Here is a 20832-nt window from a genome sequence, read left to right as displayed (position 1 = left end):
GCTGATATATTGAAATTAGTTGGAATCTTAAAACAAAAAGGTACACTTTGTTGTGTTCTATTATGCGCGAAATGCAAATTCTTTTATTTCCATTAACCTTCTGTCTAAATCATTTCCACGGAATGTAAGATAAAGGGTTTTGACTCCTGTTACCGGAATTAAATTGCAGGAGAAGGACTGCCATGCATCCCATCTCCCTGTTGGCTGTACAAGACAGGAGCCAATGAGCTCATCATCCGCCCATATTTCAACGGTTCCCCCGTTTATGCGGGCAGCAGCAGTAATAGTAAAGGAATGGGGTGTTTCAAATGAAAAATAGCGGTAAGCAGCCCAGGAACCATTGCAGATATGAGTTAGGATTTCGCCGCTGCCGTTACCGTCAGGGCACAGGTATGGGCCATTTCTTATCTGGCAGGCAAGGGAAGCAGGATAAGTTCCTTTCGCTTTTAGCGGAATAGATGCACCTTGTGAAGTCATGGGGACTTCCGGGATTCTGCCGTTTTCATCAAAATAAATCTTTTCGATACACATTCTACGGTTGAATTTAGAGTTCTGGGATGAACGGTGGTAGAACACATACCATTGATCTTGGAATTCTGCAATACATCCGTGATTATTCCAGGTTTGGGGATCGCAGTAAATATTGTCGATAATCACGCCTCCTTTTTGAAAAGGGCCCAGGGGAGAGCGGGAAACGGCATATGACATACAGGTTGCACGGCCTCTGGCGGTATCGGTATACACCAGGTAATAAAGCCCGTTCCGCTTGCGCATACTGGCGCCTTCATGAAAACCATGCCGTTTTTCATCAATCAGGCAGGTATTTAAAGAAGACAGATCCAAAGACCTCATGTCTGGGTTCAGCCTGGCGCCTGACAGCTGGAACTGTCCCCAATAGTAGTAAGCGCTGCCATCATCATCGATAAAAACGGAAGGATCGATGCCGGAACCGTCTGCATAAGGAATCGGTACGGGATTTGTAAACGGTCCGCAGGGAGTATCAGACACAGCCACGCCTTCATAAGCGTTGGTCATACAAAAATAAAGATAATACTTTCCGTCTTTACAGATACAGTCCGGGGCATACATCAGGGAGCCTTCTTTTGCCCAGGGGATATCGCTGCTTTGCAGACAGATGCCGTGGTCTGTCCAGTGGAGGAGATCATTCGTTGAAAATACGTGCAGCACATCGCTGCAGTATGTAGTTTCGCCGCTGATGTCATAAGAACCATAGAGATACATGCGGCCGTCCGGCATAAGGCGCGCTTCCCCGTCGGGTACAAAATGTGTTAGAGGGAGTATAGGATTCATAAAATCAATTCCTTTCTTTTTATATCCGCTACACGAATAGCGAAAAAATAGTATCTTCACAATAACATATAAAATTGGCAGATGTCAATGATCTGTTTATAGAAATAAGTGTGAAAAAAAGGGATGAAGATTTAAAATATACTCGGGTAAATTATTTAGCAATTATGTATTGACAAAAACGCATTACTCTGATAATATCTACTTATACAAAAAGATCAAATTCGATAATATTTCACATAGAATTTGAAAATAACAATACATAATATACAAAAATACCAACAGGGAATGATTTTATCATTCCATTTATTTAAAAAAATAATTTACCCGAGTAAATAGGAGATGAGTGTATGAAAGCAACCAGATCAGATGTGGCAAAGCTGGCAGGAGTTTCAACAGCTACGGTATCAAATGCTTTAAGTAATCCGGAAAAGGTAAAAGACGAAACCGTTAAGAAAGTACTCGAAGCGGTTAAGGCACTGGATTACAGGCCGGATATGATAGCGAGAAGCATGTCCACAAAAAAGACAATGCAGATAGGAATTGTATTAGAGAATATATCAAATCCATTTTTTGGAGATATTGTCAGGGGGTTCGAAAGTGCGGCGAATGAAAAAAATTACTTTGTAAATATTTGTACCGGTTTTAATAAACTGGATGAATATTTTGACAACTTTATTACAAGAAGGCTGGATGGGGTATTTGTAACGGCAATACCTTATAAGTTCAATATGGATAAGCTGTACCATTTGGTTGACAATGGGATTAAAGTATTGGTCAGCGGCAACGTAGGAGCAGATTTCAGGAAAGTTTCTTCTATAGAAAATGACCATATGGCTGCGATGCATGAGGCAATGGAATATCTGTACAGCCTGGGACACAGGGATATTGCTTATTTGAGCGGACTTGGAAGAAATCTTCCCTATGATTTAAGAAGTATCGGTTACCGTCAGATGGTGGAACGTTTGGGACTCCCCTGCGGGGAAGATTTATTGTTTGATGGAAAGTATCCATATTCCACGGACATGACGGACGGTTATTATTACGCTAATGAATTGATGAAATCCGGCAGGAAATTTACAGCTGTGATCTGTGTCAATGATCTGATGTCCCTTGGTGCAATTAAAGCATTTAAGGAAAAAGGGTACCGGGTTCCGGAAGATGTGTCAGTTATGGGATTTGATGGGATTACTTATGGAGAATACTGGGAACCCTCTTTAACAACAATGAATCTGGATAAAGTGAAATTTGGTGAAAAAGCTTTTGAATTACTGTATTCGAATATTTCAAAAGGGAATACAGGATATTTTGAAAACAAGCTAAGCCTTATTAAGAGAATGTCAACTGCAAAATGCAGATGATATATAATGCGTGTGTAAGATCGGTGAAAGGAGGTAAAAAAACTGCTTCCCTCTGATAGGAACCGGTGGAACGATAGCCTAAAGGAAAACAGTGGATAAATTATAACATAGATACGAAAAACACGCAATGCATTCCATATAAAATTATAACAATATTAAAAAATCAACAATTAAAGGAGCGAAGTCATATGAAAAAGAGAAATAAAATGGTAGCATGCCTTTTGGCAGCAACAATGATTTTTTCAAGCTTTTTAACCGGCTGCAGCGCAAACGGAGGAGCAGGGGATACACAGAAAGAAACGTCAAAAGAATCCGCGGCAGGAAGTGAATCCGCAGCTTCTGATAAAAAGGATACAGAGAATGGCAGCGAGGGAACAACGAATGGAAGCGCATCTGACGCATCCGATGCTGGCTGGGATACCTCAAAAGAAGATACGATTACCTTAGCGGTTATTAATAATTTCTATACTGCCGGCGAGAAGAAGCTTGCAGAAGAATACATGAAGCTTCATCCGGAAACGAAAGTAGTTGTGGATGTTATATCTGACAATGATTCATACATAACAAAGATGATGACGGCAATGAGCGATGACAGAGAAAATGCACCGGATATTGTACATGGTAACTTCCTGGCTGCTGCAGTTGCAAATAATAGTGCTGATATTGCAGTGGATAAGGGGTATCTGATCGATATGACAGATATGCTGGACGAAGTAAATCCTTACAATGACGGCAAAAAAGTAAGAGAAGCTTTTGATGAAGATGATTTCTTGATTTCCATTAATTCATCCGGTGGCAGACATCTGACATATCTTCCGTTTGATAAAATCGGTGTTGCATTTTATTACAATAAGACAATCTTTGACAAACTGGGATTATCCGTGCCTACAAGTTATGAGAATCTGATTGAAATCTGCGGAAAATTAAAAGATGCAGGTTATGATGTTCCGATTACAGCAGGAAATGAAAGCGGATGGCTGATCAATTCAATGGCTGATTCATATTACCGCACTACAGAAAATGAGTTTTTAGTTCAGCCTGGTGATGCAATCTGGGATGAAAATCTTATGAAAGCGAATATAGATTTCAAATTTGATGAAAATAATCTTGACTGCGATGCAAACGTAGTAGGCAGTGCAGAGAGACAGGCAAAATATGCAACAGAAAACGGCATTAACACAGAAGGCAACAAGAAAGTCTGGAGTGAATTCCAGAAACTGGCGCAGTATTTCCCGACAAACTGGATTGCAGCAGATGGTTCTCAGATTATTACAGACTTTGAATCACAGGTTTCCCCAATCTTATTTAATGGAAGCTGGAATGCAGGGCTGATTTTAAGTGACGTAAACCAATTGCCGGAAGATATGCAGTTTGAATGGGCAACTTTCCAGCTGCCATCATTTGAAAAAGCTCCGGAGGGCTTCAGCCAGACAATCAGAGGCCTTTACAGCCTTGGAAATGCTATCAGTATTGTTCCTAACAAAGATGATGACCATATGGCACGTGTTAAAGATTTCTACAAATTCTGGTATTCACCGGATCAGGCAAAATTATGTTTTGAAGAAACTCTTGCCAATGGAAACTATGTACAGGGACCATGCGTTGTAAAAGGTGTGGAATTAAGTCCGGAATTAACATCTAAATTAGAAGGTTTTATTGCTACCGGTGTCAGCCGCGGCGCTCAGTGGGTAACCGGGCAGGACATGGTAACACAGGCTGACAAGCCAAAATACAATGATTTAATTCTTCAGTTCTCAGAAGGAAGTCTCGATGTAGACAGCTTCCTGGAACAGATGGATCCTATATACCGGAATTACTACAAAGATGTAGTAGACAGAGCCGGTTATGACTTAGATCCTACGACAGCAGATACTGCAAAATAAAGGAAAGCAGGAAAGGGTGATGGTAAGGAATTGCCTTCACCCTTTTCCAATTGCACATTGCAGCCATGTTGCAATACTGCAAATATAAGTGGTGTGAAAATGCTTTCCTGTCACACTGCTCAATCATAAACGAGGAGGACCCTATGAATAAATCTCTGAAAATGAAATTATTGCCATATTTGTTTATTGCACCAACCTTTATATTGCTGGCGGTTTTTTCTTATTTTTCTATTGGTAATGCATTTTATACGTCATTTACAGATTCTACGTTCGGAATTTCATCAAATTTGGTGGGATTTGAAAATTATATTGCAGCATTTAAAGATGAGATGTTCTTAACATCATTCAAAAACCAGGCAATTATCACCGTTGCAGCCGTTTTCTGCAGTGTATTTTTCCCGCTGCTGGCTGCAGAACTGTTATTTTTTATTAAAAGATCAAAGGTAGCAAATATTATTAAGACAGCATTTGTAGTTCCCATGTTAGTTCCTTCTATTGTTACAATTTTGATATGGAAATACCTTTATAATCCGAACTTCGGCTTTAACTCGATTTTAAAAGCCTTTGGTATGAATGGTCTTGCTCATAACTGGCTAAATGATAAATCTACGGCGCTTTTGTGTATCATTCTCGTTGGTTTTCCATTTGTATCCGGCATGTACTTTTTAATTTTCCATTCCGGACTGAATATGATAGGCGAAGAACTATACGAAGCAGCAATTGTTGACGGGGCAACCCAGTTTAATGTGGTGAAAGATATTCATCTGCCAAATGTAAAACCATACATGAAAATTGTGGTTACACTTTCCTTAATCGGAAGCCTGTCCGGATTTGGACTGGTTGCTGCCACCACAGGCGGCGGTCCAGGATATGCAACGATGATACCCGCCATGCAGATGTATAAGATTGCATTTGGAGATGGAAAGTTTGGATATGCTTCTGCACTAGGAGTAATTTTATTTATCGTAATTATAATTTTAACTTTGCTCACCAGAAGATTCTTGAAGGAGGAAGATTAGTATGCACAGTAAAAGAAAAATCGGAGTCGGGTACGTGATCAGCAGACTGCTTATCATTGCGTTGTTGATTATAACCTTCTTTCCCTTCGTTATGCTTATAAATATGTCGCTGAAACCCAATGTTATGATTGCAAATGATTTTCTGGGGCTTCCAAGAGAAATATATTGGGTCAATTTTGTAAAGGCATTTAAATTTGTATTCCGGCCTATTTTAAATTCCCTTTATGTATGCGGTATTTCCCTGGTATTAATCATTGTGATAGTAGCCATGTCCGGCTATGCCTTTGGAAGGATGAAGTTTAAAGGGAAGAATATTTTATTTTCCTTATTAATGGCTGTAATGATGGTTCCTTATACCTTGTTGATCATCCCTAATTATAATATTATTAAAAATCTCCATATTTTGAATACCTACTGGGGACTGATTATTCCTTATGTGGCGGGACAGCAGGTCTTTGGTATTATTCTGGCAGAGGCATTTTTCAAGGGACTGCCCAATGATATTTTTGAGGCTGCAAAGATAGACGGTGCCAGCGAGATTTATGCATTTGCCAAGGTTGCGGTGCCGTTGTCGAAGCCAATCCTGATTACAGTCGGGATTACATCGGTGGTTGCCATGTACAATGACTATATCTGGCCGACCATTGCCATGACCGGCGGAGATGAAGTGAAGACCTTCTGCCAGATCGTATTTAATAATGCGGCGGGCAAGGGAACTAACGATATGGGATTAATAGCAGCAGCATTTATAATAGGTACCATTCCGTTATTAATCGCAACATCCAGCTGCCTGAAATATTATATTCAGGGTATGATGGGTGGAGCTGTAAAAGGCTGATTGCCATGGATCATGATGACAGGAAAAAGGGAATGTTTGCCCAGGTACGGTCCTTTAATGGGAATCAGAAGAAGTTTATGGTTTCCCAAATTGTGGGGTCTGTGTATAACAGTATCGTATCCGGAGTTCTCATGACCGGATTCCTGCTCTACACAGGGGTGCCAGCCGCAGGGGTCGGCGTAATTCTGTCAATTCCCCTGTTGGCAAATGTACTCCAGGTACCTTTTGGGAAGATATGGGATTTTTTCCGCAATTCCAAGCAGGCGATTAACCGGATGGTTCTGCTTGCCAGATTATTAATATTATCCATTGTCTTTATTCCCCTGCTGGTGTCGGAGGGATCTCAAAGGATGATGGGTGTCCAGGTAGAATTTCGGATTGCAGCGGTATCGGTGATTTTATTTTTTGCATATATTTTTGCATCCAGCTCCGGGATACGTTTAAACTACTGGATGGTGAATTCTATCCAGCCGGATATACAGGGTACATTTTTTGCATTCCGGGATAGGATTGTGGTGGGATTAACGACGCTGATTTCCTTTGGTGCAAGTACCTGTATTGATACACTGCAGCAAAAATCCAATGAATATATTGGTTTTGCAATTATCTTTTTTATTGCGGCTGCAATTGCGGTAATCGATTATATTGTAATCAGGAAAATTCATTATGAGGAACAGCTGGATGGGCAGTCCCGGATATCGCTGAAGCAGTGTGTCCGGATATTTCATGAAGATAAAAGATTTCTGCATTTTCTGATTTATATGTTTTTGCTTAGTTTCTCCATGAATATGGCAAATCCCTATTATAACGCCTACATGCTGGAAGAACTGCATTTAAATTATACAAATATTTTCATGCTGACAACCCTTCAGGTAGGAGTTCAGATTGCAGTTTCCTCGGGCTGGGGAAGGATCGCGCAGCATATTCCCTGGAAGAATATCCTGACGATTGTCACACTGGTTCTGGGAATCCAGTTTTTATTCTGGCCATTGGTTACGCCGGATTCCATTGGTTTAATTCTGGTCATCTTTATTACCAGCGGATTAATCGCTACGGGACTGGCGACGGCACAGTTTATGCTTCCCTATCACTATGTCAGACCGCACAATGCTATTCGGTATCTCAGCATTAATACGGCGCTTAGTGCATGCGGTGGATTTTTGGGAAGCCTTACAGGATCGAAAATCATATCGCTATTTAAAAATATGGACTTAAAAATTGGTACGGTTTCCATTGGATCTATGCAGATGAATATGATTATTTCCGGTTTGCTGATTCTGGGAACGGTATGTTACGCAAGATTAAAAATGAGGGATGAATCGTGAGGCCAGAAAACTGCAGACGGCAATGCTTTTAAGAAGTGTTTATGGTTTTGGGTACCGGGTGATTCAGGAGATTCAGGCTGGAAAAAAATAAGCAATAGAAAGGAAGCCACGATGAGTTTTTTCAGCCATTTAATGTGTGGCAGTATTACAGGCATGCCTGTAATAGGAAATGGGTATAAATATGATCGAAAACAAAGGACAGAATAATAATATTTTCCGCATACTGGATAACAGTATTCTGGAGGATTGTGAAGAAGATAATAGAAAAAGGGTGTATATGACGCCCAGGAAAATACTGTGGGAATCACAGGGAAATAAATGCCAGGTGGAGAACAGTTCTGCTTTGCTGGAAAACCGTTCTCCACAGATTTCCCTGGTTCCGGTAAATCCTTGTATCTTAAAAAATAAGGGAGAAAGTGCCGGCATCCTTTTGGACTTTGGCGTTGAAATCCATGGCGGGATTTCCCTGCTGGTATGGAAAGCAAGCCTGACGCAGGGAATGCGGGTCAGAGTTCGTTTTGGAGAATCCGCCATGGAAGCCATGAGTGATATCGGGGGCGAAACCAATGCTACCAATGACCATGCAAACCGGGATATGATCGTTGAAGTACGGGATATGAGCATGAACCGCATTGGAGAAACGGGATTTCGCTTCGTTCGGATTGATTTACTTGATGAAGGAGAACTGGAAATTAAAACGGTGAAGTCTATCTTAATCTATAAAGATATTCCCTATAAGGGAAGCTTTTCCTGCAGTGACGAGATGTTGAACCGCATTTGGGATACCGGGGCATATACCGTACATTTGAATATGCAGAATTACATATGGGATGGAATTAAAAGGGACCGCCTGGTCTGGGTGGGAGATATGCATCCCGAAGTTACGACTATACAATCTGTATTCGGATATGATGAGAGTGTGCCAAAAAGCCTGGATTTTGTCCGGGAAGAGACACCCCTGCCGGGCTGGATGAATGGTTTTCCGGCATATTCCATGTGGTGGATCATTATACAGCATGACTGGTTTGTTCACACTGGCGATCTGGCATACCTGAAAACACAGAGGGAATATCTGAAGGGGCTGTACAGACAGCTGTCAGACGGCATTGATGAAAATGGCAAAGACAATACGCCGGAAGTACGGTTTGTTGACTGGCCGTCTTTCCAGAACCAGCCGGTTGTAGATGCGGGGCTGCAGGCGCTGCATGCTATGGCAACTCAGAAATTGCAGGAAATCTTCACGGTTCTGGGAGAAGAAGATCTGGTCCGCCAGTGTGAGGAAGATCTGAAGAAACTGGCATCATTTGATGCAGATTATAAGGATGCAAAACAGGCAGCGGCACTTTTGGTCATGGCGGGACTAAAAGATCCGGTGACGGTAAATGATCAGCTGTTAAAGGTTGGCGGAGCAAAGGGAATGTCTACTTTTATGGGGTATTATATTCTTACCGCCCGTGCAATGGCGGGAGATATCATAGGGTGTCTGGAATGTATCCGGGAATACTGGGGCGGTATGTTATCCCTGGGAGCAACTACTTTCTGGGAAGATTTTAATATAGACTGGCTGGAGAATGCAGCGCCTATTGACCGGATAGCAGAAGACGGGACAGAAGTTAATGTACACGGCACATACGGGGGGCACTGTTATGTGGGCTACCGTCACAGCCTCTGTCATGGCTGGGCATCGGGAGTAACTCCGTGGCTGATGGAAAATGTGCTGGGAATCCAGATTCTGGAGCCGGGCTGTAAAAAGGTAGCGGTAAAACCAAATCTGGGAGATCTGAGCTGGGCAAAGGGAAAATATCCAACCCCATATGGAGAGATCCAGGTAACTTGTATAATCCGCTCGGATGGAACTATGGATGTCCAGGTGGAGGCACCGGAAGAAATTGAAATCATTCAATAAACGGGAAAGGCAGTATTGCAGACAGCCTGCAATATAAAGGGTATCCGTATGATAACACAGAAGCTGAACGAAAACTGGTTTTTGCAGATCATGGACAGACGGGACAGGATTCCCGCCTCCGTACCCGGGTCTGTCTACAATGACCTGCTTTCTGCAGGCCAGATGGAAGATCCGTTCTGGCGGGATAACGAAATACAGGCTCTTAAAATAATGGAAAATGATTTTATTTACAGCTGTGAATTTTCAGTTACAGACGACTTATTGAAAGCAGATGCCAATATGCTGCATTTTGACGGAATTGATACTATTGCGGATATCATGCTGAATGGAAGCCACCTGGGACATGCCAGGAATATGCACAGAATCTGGGAGTATGATGTGACCGGGATATTAAAAAAAGACGGAAATCTGCTCACTGTGCATATCTATTCTCCCACCAAATTCATTAAAAAGTGTATGGAGGAAGTCATTACTTTAGGTACGCCGGATTGTATGGAAGGTTTTCCCCAGATTCGAAAAGCCCATTGTATGTTCGGATGGGATTGGGGTCCCAGGCTTCCGGATGCGGGAATCTGGAGAGAGGTATCCGTAATCGGGATATCCCGTGGGAAAATTGACAGCGTGTATATTACACAGGTACCGGAAAACGGTGGTGTGAGGCTGGACTATGAGGTGGAACTGGCAAAACTTCCAAATCAGAAAGAGGTGGAATTCACTTATGAGGTTCATATTACAGATCCCAATGGGAAAAAGACTTCATATACCCAATCGCCGAAAGAATCGTTCATAGAAGACCCCATGCTCTGGTGGCCGAACGGTTTTGGCAGCCAGCCGTTGTATACCCTGGAAGTGGTTTTATCGGCAGAGGGCTGTATAGTTGACTCATGGAAGCGCAGAATCGGTCTGCGGACTATGGGAATTCAGAGGAAAAAGGATGAGTTTGGAGAAAGCTTTGCCCACGAGGTGAACGGTATTACAATCTTTGCTATGGGGGCAGACTACATTCCGGAAGATAATATTTTTTCCAGAATAACGAAAGAGCGTACCCGGAAATTACTGGAACAGTGTGTTGCTGCTAACTTTAACTGTATTCGTGTGTGGGGTGGCGGTTATTATCCGGATGATTATTTTTTTGATATCTGCGATGAGTTGGGACTGATTGTCTGGATGGATTTTATGTATGCCTGTGCAGTGTACGAGCTGACGGATGATTTTGATGAAAATATCCGTGGGGAGATTGAAGAGAATGTAAAACGTATCCGTCATCATGCATCACTTGGGCTCTGGTGCGGAAACAATGAAATGGAAATGTTCGTAGATGCCGGGGACTGTGTGAATTCCCCAAAACAAAAGGCTGATTATATTAAAATGTATGAATATATTTTCCCTCAGATTATGAAGAAGTGTGATCCAAATACCTTCTATTGGCCGGCAAGCCCCTCTTCCGGAGGCAGCTTTGATTTCCCTAACGACCCGGACCGGGGTGATGTGCATTATTGGGATGTGTGGCACGGTGGAAAACCATTTTCGGAATATCGAAAGTTTTACTTCCGCTATGCCAGTGAATTCGGATTCCAGTCATTCCCCTGTGCCAAGACGGTGGAAAGCTTTACCTTGCCTGAGGACCGCAATATTTTCTCCTATGTAATGGAAAAGCACCAGAGGAATAATTCTGCAAATGGGAAAATTATGAATTATCTGTCCCAGACTTTTTTGTATCCAAAAGAGTTTCCCGTTCTGCTATATGCCTCCCAGCTGCTGCAGGCAGAAGCAATCCGTTACGGGGTGGAGCATTTCAGAAGAAACAGGGGAAGATGTATGGGCGCAGTCTACTGGCAGTTGAATGACTGCTGGCCGGTAGCATCCTGGTCATCGGTTGATTATTTCGGACGGTGGAAGGCGCTTCACTATGCGGCGAAAAGGTTTTTTGCTCCGGTTCTGCTGTCCTGCCAGGAAGAGGGATTTTTAACACAGAGTGCGAATATTAACGAAGAACCAAAAGAATATGAGAAGAGTATCCGGTTCAATGTCTCAAATGAAACCCTTACGGAGAAAAAACTGACTGTTGTATGGTCTGTGAGAGACGCCCTGGCTAATGTATGCAGAGAAGAGGCACTGGAACTGGTAGTTCCGGCTATGGACAGTGTATGGTGTGAAAAGATTCTCTTGCCGGATGTAAATATTTATGAGGAATATGTCAGCTATGAACTTTTGGAAGAGGGAAAAAGCGTGTCTTCCTCCAGTGTTATTTTTTCCGTGCCCAAGTATTTCCAATACAGGGATCCGAAGCTTTCCTGCCAGGTACAGGGGGATGAAATTATCGTGACGGCGTCAGCCTATGCGAAAAGCGTAGAGATCAGAAACAAAGAAGAAGATCTGATTTTATCGGATAATTACTTTGATATGGATGCAGGTATGAAAAAAGTCAGGATAATCAGCGGGGTACCGGATCAAATGGAGCTTAGAAGCGTCTATGATATCAGGTGACACCCTGTTGCCTGTTGTCTGAAAGCAACCCGGCGTACGCATCCTGGGGAATAAGAAATCCACATTCAGAAGATGCGGCTGGCTGCATCTTCTGAATGTGGCATGCTCCGATTAACCGGCTCATATTTCTAATCCGTGTATTTGCTTTGTATAATAGTGCAGCCTGTTCCGGTTTTAATTATGATGTTATGATTCCGGTTTGAAATGACAGGTGAAGGAGTTAAAGTGCCCGGTACCGGACTCGGTAAACATACCCAGATAGGTGCCTACAAAGGTTAAGGAATAAGTTCCTTCCGAGCAAAGGCCGGCAGTCATACCCTGACCCAGTGTTGTATAGGCAGAACCGTCCGTACTATATAGAAATGTATAATAGTTTCGGTCTGCGATGATTTTCAGATAAATTTGTCTAAAATCTTCTTCTATGGGCCGTGATGTGATGGCTTCCATATCATGTACCTGCCTTCGCAGGCATAGCTGAAAGCCGGTGTCTGATCTCTCCAGGTAGAGGTCATAGTGGTAGGAATCATTATAATAGGCTGTAATACCGGTTCTTTGTCCCGGAATGAAGTGATTTAAGACAACACACTCTGCCTCGGTACAGAATTCTTTTTGCCGGACTCCAAGAAAAGCCGGACTTTTTGTATGGGTTGAAAGTGAGACACCTTTTTGATCCTTCATTTCCAGATACTGTCCGCCTGCATGGATCTGATAATCTAAGAGGTCTGGATTTCTGATAAAATTGTACTGCAGATTTATCATATTGTCCCGGAAATAGTCTGTAAATACAGTTGTTTCCGGAAGCTGCGGGGATGTGATGGGTCCGTCCATGGAGTAATCTATGGTTCCGTTTGTACCAATTACGGGCCAGCCCTCGTCATCCCAATAAAGAGGAGTGAGGAAAGTTTCACGGCCCAGATTATGCAGAGAAGGGCCTAGCTGGCGGATTCCAAGACAAACCATCCACCAGTTGCCGGCGGGGTCAGTAACCATATGGCCGTGTCCGACGCACTGAATGGAGGAATCAGAATCTTTATGGGACAGAACGGGATTGCGGGGACAGCTTTCATAAGGACCATAAATGTCTTTGCTGCGCAGGATCGTTACCATGTGTCCGTAGCCGGTTCCGCCTTCTGCCATAAGCAGATAATACCAGCCGTCTTTCCGGAATATATGGGGACCTTCCGGTGCGATACCGCCGTTGCCTCTGGAAATCAGCCGGCTATCCGTAAGCATTTCCCCTGTCCGGATATCAATTTCACAGAGATAAATGCCGTGGGTTCCCCCAATTAGTGCAGAGGTAGTGAAATAAACATGTCCGTCTTCAAAGAAAAGCGAAGGGTCGATGCCACCTTGTTTTACAAAGACAGGATCAGACCAGGGTCCTTTCATGTCGCTGGCTGTTACGATAAAATTCCCGCCGTTGGAGACATTGGTGACAGTCACATAGAAAAGCCCATTTTCAAAGCACAGGGAGGGGGCATAGATTCCACCGCTGGCATTGTCGGGGATGGGGACATAGGATGTCCGGTGCAGAAGGTCCAGCTGGGAGTCCCGGTCCAGACAGTAACTGATTAACTGCCAGTTTACCAGGTCTCTGCTGTGGTAGACTGGGATTGCAGGAAAATATTCAAAGGAAGAAGTTACCACATAGTAGTCTTCCCCGACTCTGCAGATGCTTGGATCCGGGTTAAACCCTTTTATAATAGGATTTTGATAGTTCATAGGATTTGTCCTTTCCTGTTACTGTTATACGTGTAGCGATTTTTAAAAACATAGCATATCCATAAGAGAAAGTCAATATAAAAACGAAAAAATTCTTTTGATAGTTTACTTGACGCATCCAAATCTCTCTCTTATAATAAAATAATAACGACACGTATAGCTGAAAAATCAGTGATGAATTCCGTCACATAAGTAAAGGATAAAAACCCATGAAAGTAACCAGGTCAGATGTAGCAAAAGCAGCGGGGGTAGCACCGGCAACCGTATCATATGTATTGAATAATTCCAGGCAGATTTCTGAAAAGACCAGGAAGAAAGTTATGGATGCCGTTAACGAGTTGAATTATCAGCCGGATTTAATTGCCAGGGGACTGGTTACGAACCAGACTATGCAGCTAGCTCTGATTTTAAGCGATATAGGAAATCCTTTTTATGGAGAAATTGCCAGGGCATTTGAACAGAGTGCTTTAGAAAAAGGATATTTTGTAAGTATTTGTTCCGGTGAAGGGAATCTTAACCACTACCTTGAGAATCTAGTTCGGCGTCATGTGGACGGAGCCGTAATAATTGCGAATCCCACTCATTATCAGATGGAAAATGTAAAGAAGCTGGTTGACAATGATATTAAAGTTGTAATCAGTGGAAACCAGGTGCCTGACCAGATTGCATCGATTGAGAATGATTACATTTCGGGAATGGAGCAGGCGCTTACCCACCTGTCAGAATACGGGCATAGAAGGATTGCCTACTTCAGCTGTTTTGGAAACCAGTCACGATACGATACCAGAATCGATGGTTTTATAAGTGCAGCAGAAAAACTTGGACTGCATCAATCCGATATTCTGTTAGTAGAAGGAAAACCCCCATATCATTCCGATCTGGAAACCGGCAAGGAAATGGCACAGGAAATTATACGCAGGGGAATGCCGGTGACAGCGGCTGTTTGTACAAATGATCTAATGGCTATGGGTGCCATTCAGGAATTCCATCAGGCTGGTATTAAAGTACCGGAGGATATATCCATAATTGGCTGTGATGATATTATGCTTGCTTCAGCCATGATTCCTGCATTAACAACCATAGGAATTGATAAAGAAAAGCTTGGAAGGGGTGCTTTTGCATTATTATACCGTCAGATAAAAAGCGGAGAAATTAAACATGAAAAAGTGACTGTGGAGTTAAAGGTACGCAGTACTACATCTAAGCCGGCAGTCAGATAGACCGCCGGGCAGTACCTGACAGATGAAGATTAGAAACATATTATTTTTTTAACCAAACAGCTACACGAGTAGCGAATAATGAAATCCAGAGGGGAGAAAGCTATGACAATCAAAGAGAAACAGAACTTATTTTCAAACCCACCCGCAGAATTCCGGGGAAAGCCGTTTTGGGCGTGGAACGGAAAGCTTGAGGAACAGGAGCTTTTACGTCAGATCGATATTATGAAAGAAATGGGATTTGGCGGATATTTTATGCATTCCAGAACAGGGTTGGAGACGGAATATCTGGGAAAAGAATGGTTTGAACTTACCAATGCATGTGCCGGTTACGGAGAGAAACAGGGAATGGAGTCCTGGCTCTATGATGAGGACCGATGGCCATCGGGCAGTGCGGGGGGTATGGTGACAAAAGATGAAGCTTACCGTGCCATGTTCCTGGATATGGTGGTAGTAACAGACCGTGATGCTCATAAGCATATGGATATGTATCACTTAGAGAAATCGTCTGGCGAACCGGATACCGTCATTCGTTTTGCCTGCAGATTAACGGAATTAGGTTACAGGGAAGAGAGAATTCTAACGGATGGAGAATTGCCATTATCAGGGGAAGCTGAGGTGATTTTTCGCATCAGGTATTCAGAATGTAAAGATGTGTATAATGGTTTTACCTACCTGAACACAATGGATAAGGCAAGTGTAGAACGTTACCTGGATGTGACCCACAACGCATATGCCAGATCCTGTGAAGGCCGTTTGGGATCATCAATAGCCGGAATTTTCACGGATGAACCCCACAGAGGCGCTTTATTTTCTACTTTTTCCGAAGGACGGGAAAATGCAGTTCCTTTTACACCGGGGTTATTTGAAGAATTCCAGAAAAGGTTTGGTTATGATTTAAAAGAACATCTCTTAGAATTGTTCCTGATCCGGGGGGAAAACCGGATACGGAAGGTTTCCAGAGACTATATCGAACTTTGCCAGGAACTGTTCCTGGAGAACTTTGCAATACCAATGCAGCGCTGGTGTCAGGAGCATCAGCTTAAATTCACCGGACATGTGCTTCATGAAGATTCTCTGACCACACAGACTGTTATGCAGGGATCACTGATGCGCTTTTATGAATATATGGATTATCCCGGGGTTGATGTGCTTACGGAAGAGAATGAATGCTGGTGGATTGTAAAACAGGTAGTGTCGGTGGCTCGCCAGCTGGATAAAAAATGGGTCCTGTCTGAACTGTATGGCTGTACAGGCTGGCAGATGGACTTTGAGGCCTATAAAAATACAGGAGACTGGCAGGCGCTGTTTGGCATCAATCTAAGATGCCCTCATTTATCCTGGTATACCATGAAAGGGGAAGCGAAGAGGGATTTTCCAGCCAGTATCTTCCATCAATCCGCCTGGTATGAAGAGTATCATTATCTGGAAGACTATTATTCCAGAATCCATGCAGTGTTATCAGAAGGAGAGCCGGATCAGGAACTATTGGTGTTAAATCCCATTGAAAGCGTGTGGGCAAGGGCTTATTCCGGTGCTTTTTCCGGTCTGGAACCCAGAGATACGGAGATATTGAAATTAGAAGAACAATACCAACAGGTCTTCCATACTTTAGTGAAGAGCAGAATAGACTTTGATTATGGAGAAGAAGATATCTTATCCCGTCATGGCAGGGTAGAAGATGGCAGGCTGATTGTTGGAAGATGTGCTTACAAAAAAGTCCTGGTTGCAGGAATGGAGATAATCCGTTCATCCACAATTCAGCTGTTAGAAGAATTTGTAAAGCAGGGAGGAACGGTTATTTTTGCCGGTGACGTGCCGGGATATGTAGACACGGTGCTTTCTGACAGGGCCAAAAAGCTTGCAGAGTCTGCCATTACCGTACCATTTCAAAGCGAAGATATTGCAGGGCAATGCAGAAGCGGAAATGAAATCGGCATACAGGGTGAAGGAGAAGAGTACATCTTTGCACAGGTGCGGCTGGATGGCTTCAGTAAGACTGTTATGCTGCTCAATGTGAACCGTAAGAAAGGATTCCGGAATCTGACAATTTGTCTGGGTAAGGGAGAATCAGCTGAATTATGGGATGTAAGAACAGGGATGGTTTCAATACCGGAACAGTACCATAAGGACGGGAAGATTTTTGTTAAGACAGATATAGAAAAAGGAGAAGAAAAGCTGTACATCCTGACTTCAAGTAAGAGAGATCTGCCGGAAGAAAAACAGAAGGATGTAAAATTGGATCGGATTTTATTAGAAAACAATAAGTTTTCCTATAAATTGGGAGAAGCAAATATTTGTGTGCTGGACATGGTATCTATAGAGACAGAAGCAGGTGATGTAATTCCATATATGGAGGTTCTGAAAGCAGATCAGGAATTGCGGGATATCTATGGTGTTCCTCATCGGGGCGGCGAAATGCTGCAACCCTGGTATGAAAATAAAAATGGCGGTGCCGACGGAGCTCTTGGTAGGATCAGACTCTGTTATACATTTGAAGCAGACTATATACCGGACAGTTTAACAGTTGCCGTGGAAGATCTGGAACATATATCCGGGATGAAAATAAACGGCCAGCCTGTTTTTACAAAATCTGTCGGAAAGTGGCTGGATATCTGTTTTGATAAAATTCATATTCCCGGTTCACTCCTTCAGACAGGGAAAAATCAAATAACAATGGAATATGATTATTACAGAATCTGCGGCGTGGAAGCAGTTTATCTGCTTGGGGAATTTGGTGTCAGGACGGATAGCAAGGGAGCATTTGCAAAGCTGACGGCATTGCCGGATAAGCTTCTCATTGGTGATATCACCAGCCAGGGACTGCCGTTCTACAGCGGTTGCCTTTCTTATTATATTGAAGGTACGGATGAAAAATACATGCAGGTAAAGATACCGAAGTGGGAAGTCGCATGCCTCAAGTGCATAGGAAAAGAGGAGAAAACCATTGCATTTGCTCCTTATGAAGCAGATATCCACAGTTTAAAGGAGATTCAGCTGTATCTGACCAGGAGAAATACTTTTGGTCCCCTTCATCAGCTGCCGGCTAAATCCATTGCCTACGGCCCGGATAATTTCCTGACCAGAGGCAATGAATGGTCGGATGCCTACGTTCTCTATCCTCAGGGAATTATGGAATTCCCTGAATTTTACCTGATATCTGAAGATGGAACTAAATAAAGGTATGGTATAAAATATATGATTGAGCATGTATGATTGAAAATACACATTGATAATGCATGATTGGAAATGCGTTATGGAATTTGATAAAGGAGAAGTGATATGGAAGAAATATTTAAAGCGGCGAAACAGATATTTATAAAAGGTATGGAGCAGCAAGCAAACACATATGCCTGCTTTTCCAAAACTTTTGAAGTTAATGATATTCAGGAGGATCTGATTCTTCTGATCAGTGCGCACGTCTCCTACCGGGCATATATAAATGGAACATTTATCAGCCATGGGCCGGCACCGGCTCCGTTTGGATATCTGAGGGCAGACAGGATCAAGATAAACGGACAGGTAAAACTTGGGAGGAACCGTCTGTCTGTGGAAGTCATGGGATATGCGCCCAGAGAGAATAATTATGCGACTTTTGAAAGCTCCTGCCTGTGTGCAGAAATATATCAGGGAAGTGAGATCGTAATTTATACGGACAAATTATGGGAGTGTAATATTTTTGAACAGAAGTATCTGAAGACGGAAACACTGTCCTTTGGAAGGAGGGTGCCGCTGGAATGGTATAGGCTGGATCATGGCTATGGCAGATGGAGGGCAGATGGTATCAGCGGCGGGCTGGTATGTGAAGAGTTAGACCGTCCCTGTACCTTTTTGGAAAGGGGCGTATCCCTGCCGGAATTTAAAATAGATGATTCACCTGTTTTCTCAATGGCTGTCAGTATGATGAAAGGAACCGGTGAGGGTCCGGCAGTAGATTGGTGGGAATCGGAAACATATTATGGCAGTGTAGGTGCCAAGGATCTGTGCAGGCCCTCTGCAGAATGCAGCTCATTAAAAAATACTGCATTTGACGGGACTATTTTCATAGAAGACAATTTTGACAAACAAGGTGCTGTTGTTCTTAGTGATTATACGGCGCCGGCAGGGCTGGAATTTGCATTTGAAGAAGCGGAGACAGGTTTTATCGGGATTATATTTGAAAGCAAGGAGCCTGTTCAGGTGGATATTCTCTTTAATGATTATCTTACGGAAGACGGCGGTGTTCCGGCAAAAGCAGATAGTGTCAACAGAGTAATCCGGCTGCAGACAAAAGGGGGAGAATATGCATTTGAAGGGTTTGAAGCACATTTTTTAAAGCATGTAAAGCTGATTGTAACGGGTGGAAATACGTTCACTGTGAAGAAGCTGTATCTGCGTTCATATCGCCATCCGGATCAGTACCGTGCAGATTTTCGCTGTGATGATGATCTGCTAAACCGCATTTACCAGTCCGGAAGACAGACCTTACTAACCAATTCCCTGGGATTTTTCCTGGATTCACCGGAAAGAGAACGTGCAGGATGGGCAGGAGACAGCTATTGGACCGGTAGAGCTGCGCAGGTGCTGCTGTCTGACGTAAAAATAGAACGAGCTATGCTGGAAGATTTTCTGCTGGCTGAACCTACTAAGATGATGCCCTATTCCTTCCCTAGCTGCTGCTGTGGCGGTGACCGGCAGGAAGAAGTGATGATGCCAACCTGGAATATGTTTGTTCTTCTGGAGCTTACGGATTATTACAGACGTACAAAGGATGATGAGCTTCGGGAAAAATATAAAGCCCGTGTCTATGGCTGGATGAATGCCATTACAGATTATGAAAACGAAATGGGATTATTGGAAGATCTCCCAGGCTCCCTTTTCCTGGACTGGTCCGCTTCAAACCAGGAGGACTATAACAGACCGATATCCACAGCGATTAATGCATTCTATGCATTTTTGCTAAAACGTACTGGAGAATTGTATGAGGAAGTACGGTTTTTGGAAAAAGCAGAACGGGTTTATAGGACCTTAAGGGAGAAGTATGAAAGCATAAAGGCTGCCAGACATGAAGTATTCACCATGTATCCTTATATTGCCGATTCACTTTATACAGAAAACAATCAGCTTAAAGAGAAGAAATTTTACAGTGAAGCCGCCCAGTATTATTATTTCTGGAGCGGTATGCTGGATGAAAAACGTGCACCTGAGCTTGCAAAGAGCATTCTATCCCAGCTTGGCCCTGCACCGTCAGAATTTCGCGGTACCGCCCATTTATCCCTGGGTAATGCGGGGATCTTCTTCGGTTATATGCTGCGGTTTGAGGTTCTGAGTATGCTGGGAGAATTCCAGCAGCTGAAAAAAGATCTTATGTATCTGGGAAATTATATGGTGTCAAGAGACCCTCATACGTTCTGGGAGACTTTAGGTGGAACAGACAGCAGAAATCATGGATTTGGGGCCCATTTAGCCGTAGTCTGCGTAAGAGATTTCCTGGGCATAGAGATTCCGGACCGGGTAGAAAAAAAGGTAAAAATAGCACCGCATCCCTGTGGACTGAAATGGGCAAAGGGCGGTTATAAAACGGTTGACGGACCGGTACAGGTACAGTGGTACCAGAACAAAACAGAGTTCCGGCTGATTGCAACCATTCCACAGGATTACCAGGCAGAGATTACGCTTCCGAAAGAATTGATGTATGCAGAAAAAGTCCGGGTAAATGAAATCCTGCAGGATATGGAACAGATTGTAACCGTAAAAGGGAACGTCTCAATCTGTATACCACTGTAG

The 20832-nt window shown here is 43.1% G+C and carries 12 protein-coding genes; 10 read left to right on the top strand and 2 right to left on the bottom strand.

What is annotated here, in order from left to right:
• Positions 1–60 precede the first annotated feature (60 nt).
• On the bottom strand, positions 61–1311 hold the full coding sequence (locus QR40_RS11890) for a family 43 glycosylhydrolase (RefSeq protein WP_044295147.1): 1251 nt from the start codon (positions 1309–1311) through the stop codon (positions 61–63).
• 347 nt (positions 1312–1658) lie between these two features.
• Here QR40_RS11890 and QR40_RS11885 point away from each other — a divergent pair, with 347 nt between their 5' ends.
• The 7 genes from QR40_RS11885 to QR40_RS11855 all read left to right on the top strand — a co-directional run bounded on the left by QR40_RS11885 (position 1659) and on the right by QR40_RS11855 (position 12127).
• Positions 1659–2669 carry a LacI family DNA-binding transcriptional regulator gene (locus QR40_RS11885; protein ID WP_027292790.1) on the top strand — a complete coding sequence of 337 codons (1011 nt, stop codon included), beginning with the start codon at positions 1659–1661 and terminating at the stop codon, positions 2667–2669.
• 188 nt (positions 2670–2857) lie between these two features.
• On the top strand, positions 2858–4552 hold the full coding sequence (locus tag QR40_RS11880) for an ABC transporter substrate-binding protein (protein WP_044295146.1): 1695 nt from the start codon (positions 2858–2860) through the stop codon (positions 4550–4552).
• A gap of 143 nt (positions 4553–4695) precedes the next feature.
• Positions 4696–5571 (top strand): carbohydrate ABC transporter permease, encoded by an 876-nt coding sequence (locus QR40_RS11875; protein WP_027292792.1) that lies wholly within the window; start codon positions 4696–4698, stop codon positions 5569–5571.
• A gap of 1 nt (position 5572) precedes the next feature.
• Positions 5573–6409, top strand: coding sequence for a carbohydrate ABC transporter permease (locus tag QR40_RS11870; RefSeq protein ID WP_027292793.1), 837 nt, complete (start codon positions 5573–5575; stop codon positions 6407–6409).
• Between the two features lie 5 nt (positions 6410–6414).
• Positions 6415–7734, top strand: a complete 1320-nt coding sequence (locus tag QR40_RS11865; RefSeq protein WP_044295145.1) for an MFS transporter — start codon at positions 6415–6417, stop codon at positions 7732–7734.
• Positions 7735–7903: 169 nt separating this feature from the next.
• Positions 7904–9640, top strand: a complete 1737-nt coding sequence (locus tag QR40_RS11860) for an alpha-L-rhamnosidase-related protein (RefSeq protein WP_242858501.1) — start codon at positions 7904–7906, stop codon at positions 9638–9640.
• 48 nt (positions 9641–9688) lie between these two features.
• Positions 9689–12127 (top strand): beta-mannosidase, encoded by a 2439-nt coding sequence (locus tag QR40_RS11855; protein WP_044295421.1) that lies wholly within the window; start codon positions 9689–9691, stop codon positions 12125–12127.
• Positions 12128–12313: 186 nt separating this feature from the next.
• Here QR40_RS11855 and QR40_RS11850 read toward each other — a convergent pair whose 3' ends face one another.
• Complete coding sequence (locus tag QR40_RS11850; protein WP_044295143.1) at positions 12314–13849, bottom strand: glycoside hydrolase family 43 protein; 1536 nt, start codon at positions 13847–13849, stop codon at positions 12314–12316.
• 209 nt (positions 13850–14058) lie between these two features.
• Here QR40_RS11850 and QR40_RS11845 point away from each other — a divergent pair, with 209 nt between their 5' ends.
• The 3 genes from QR40_RS11845 to QR40_RS11835 all read left to right on the top strand — a co-directional run bounded on the left by QR40_RS11845 (position 14059) and on the right by QR40_RS11835 (position 20832).
• Positions 14059–15069, top strand: a complete 1011-nt coding sequence (locus QR40_RS11845) for a LacI family DNA-binding transcriptional regulator (RefSeq protein WP_044295142.1) — start codon at positions 14059–14061, stop codon at positions 15067–15069.
• Between the two features lie 102 nt (positions 15070–15171).
• Complete coding sequence (locus tag QR40_RS11840; RefSeq protein WP_044295141.1) at positions 15172–18246, top strand: type 1 glutamine amidotransferase family protein; 3075 nt, start codon at positions 15172–15174, stop codon at positions 18244–18246.
• Between the two features lie 102 nt (positions 18247–18348).
• Positions 18349–20832, top strand: coding sequence for an alpha-L-rhamnosidase-related protein (locus QR40_RS11835; RefSeq protein WP_044295140.1), 2484 nt, complete (start codon positions 18349–18351; stop codon positions 20830–20832).

The organism is Robinsoniella peoriensis (assembly GCF_000797495.1).
In the GTDB taxonomy this organism is placed as follows: Bacteria; Bacillota; Clostridia; order Lachnospirales; family Lachnospiraceae; genus Robinsoniella; species Robinsoniella peoriensis.
Note: the sequence above shows the minus strand (reverse complement) of the source record. Positions and strands in the feature narration are given on the sequence as shown.

Excerpts from the sequence above, each read along its gene's own strand:
- QR40_RS11890 (WP_044295147.1), bottom strand. The coding sequence starts at position 1,311 with ATGAATCCTATACTCCCTCTAACACATTTTGTACCCGACGGGGAAGCG.
- QR40_RS11885 (WP_027292790.1), top strand. The coding sequence starts at position 1,659 with ATGAAAGCAACCAGATCAGATGTGGCAAAGCTGGCAGGAGTTTCAACA.
- QR40_RS11880 (WP_044295146.1), top strand. The coding sequence starts at position 2,858 with ATGAAAAAGAGAAATAAAATGGTAGCATGCCTTTTGGCAGCAACAATG.
- QR40_RS11875 (WP_027292792.1), top strand. The coding sequence starts at position 4,696 with ATGAATAAATCTCTGAAAATGAAATTATTGCCATATTTGTTTATTGCA.
- QR40_RS11870 (WP_027292793.1), top strand. The coding sequence starts at position 5,573 with ATGCACAGTAAAAGAAAAATCGGAGTCGGGTACGTGATCAGCAGACTG.
- QR40_RS11865 (WP_044295145.1), top strand. The coding sequence starts at position 6,415 with ATGGATCATGATGACAGGAAAAAGGGAATGTTTGCCCAGGTACGGTCC.
- QR40_RS11860 (WP_242858501.1), top strand. The coding sequence starts at position 7,904 with ATGGGTATAAATATGATCGAAAACAAAGGACAGAATAATAATATTTTC.
- QR40_RS11855 (WP_044295421.1), top strand. The coding sequence starts at position 9,689 with ATGATAACACAGAAGCTGAACGAAAACTGGTTTTTGCAGATCATGGAC.
- QR40_RS11850 (WP_044295143.1), bottom strand. The coding sequence starts at position 13,849 with ATGAACTATCAAAATCCTATTATAAAAGGGTTTAACCCGGATCCAAGC.
- QR40_RS11845 (WP_044295142.1), top strand. The coding sequence starts at position 14,059 with ATGAAAGTAACCAGGTCAGATGTAGCAAAAGCAGCGGGGGTAGCACCG.
- QR40_RS11840 (WP_044295141.1), top strand. The coding sequence starts at position 15,172 with ATGACAATCAAAGAGAAACAGAACTTATTTTCAAACCCACCCGCAGAA.
- QR40_RS11835 (WP_044295140.1), top strand. The coding sequence starts at position 18,349 with ATGGAAGAAATATTTAAAGCGGCGAAACAGATATTTATAAAAGGTATG.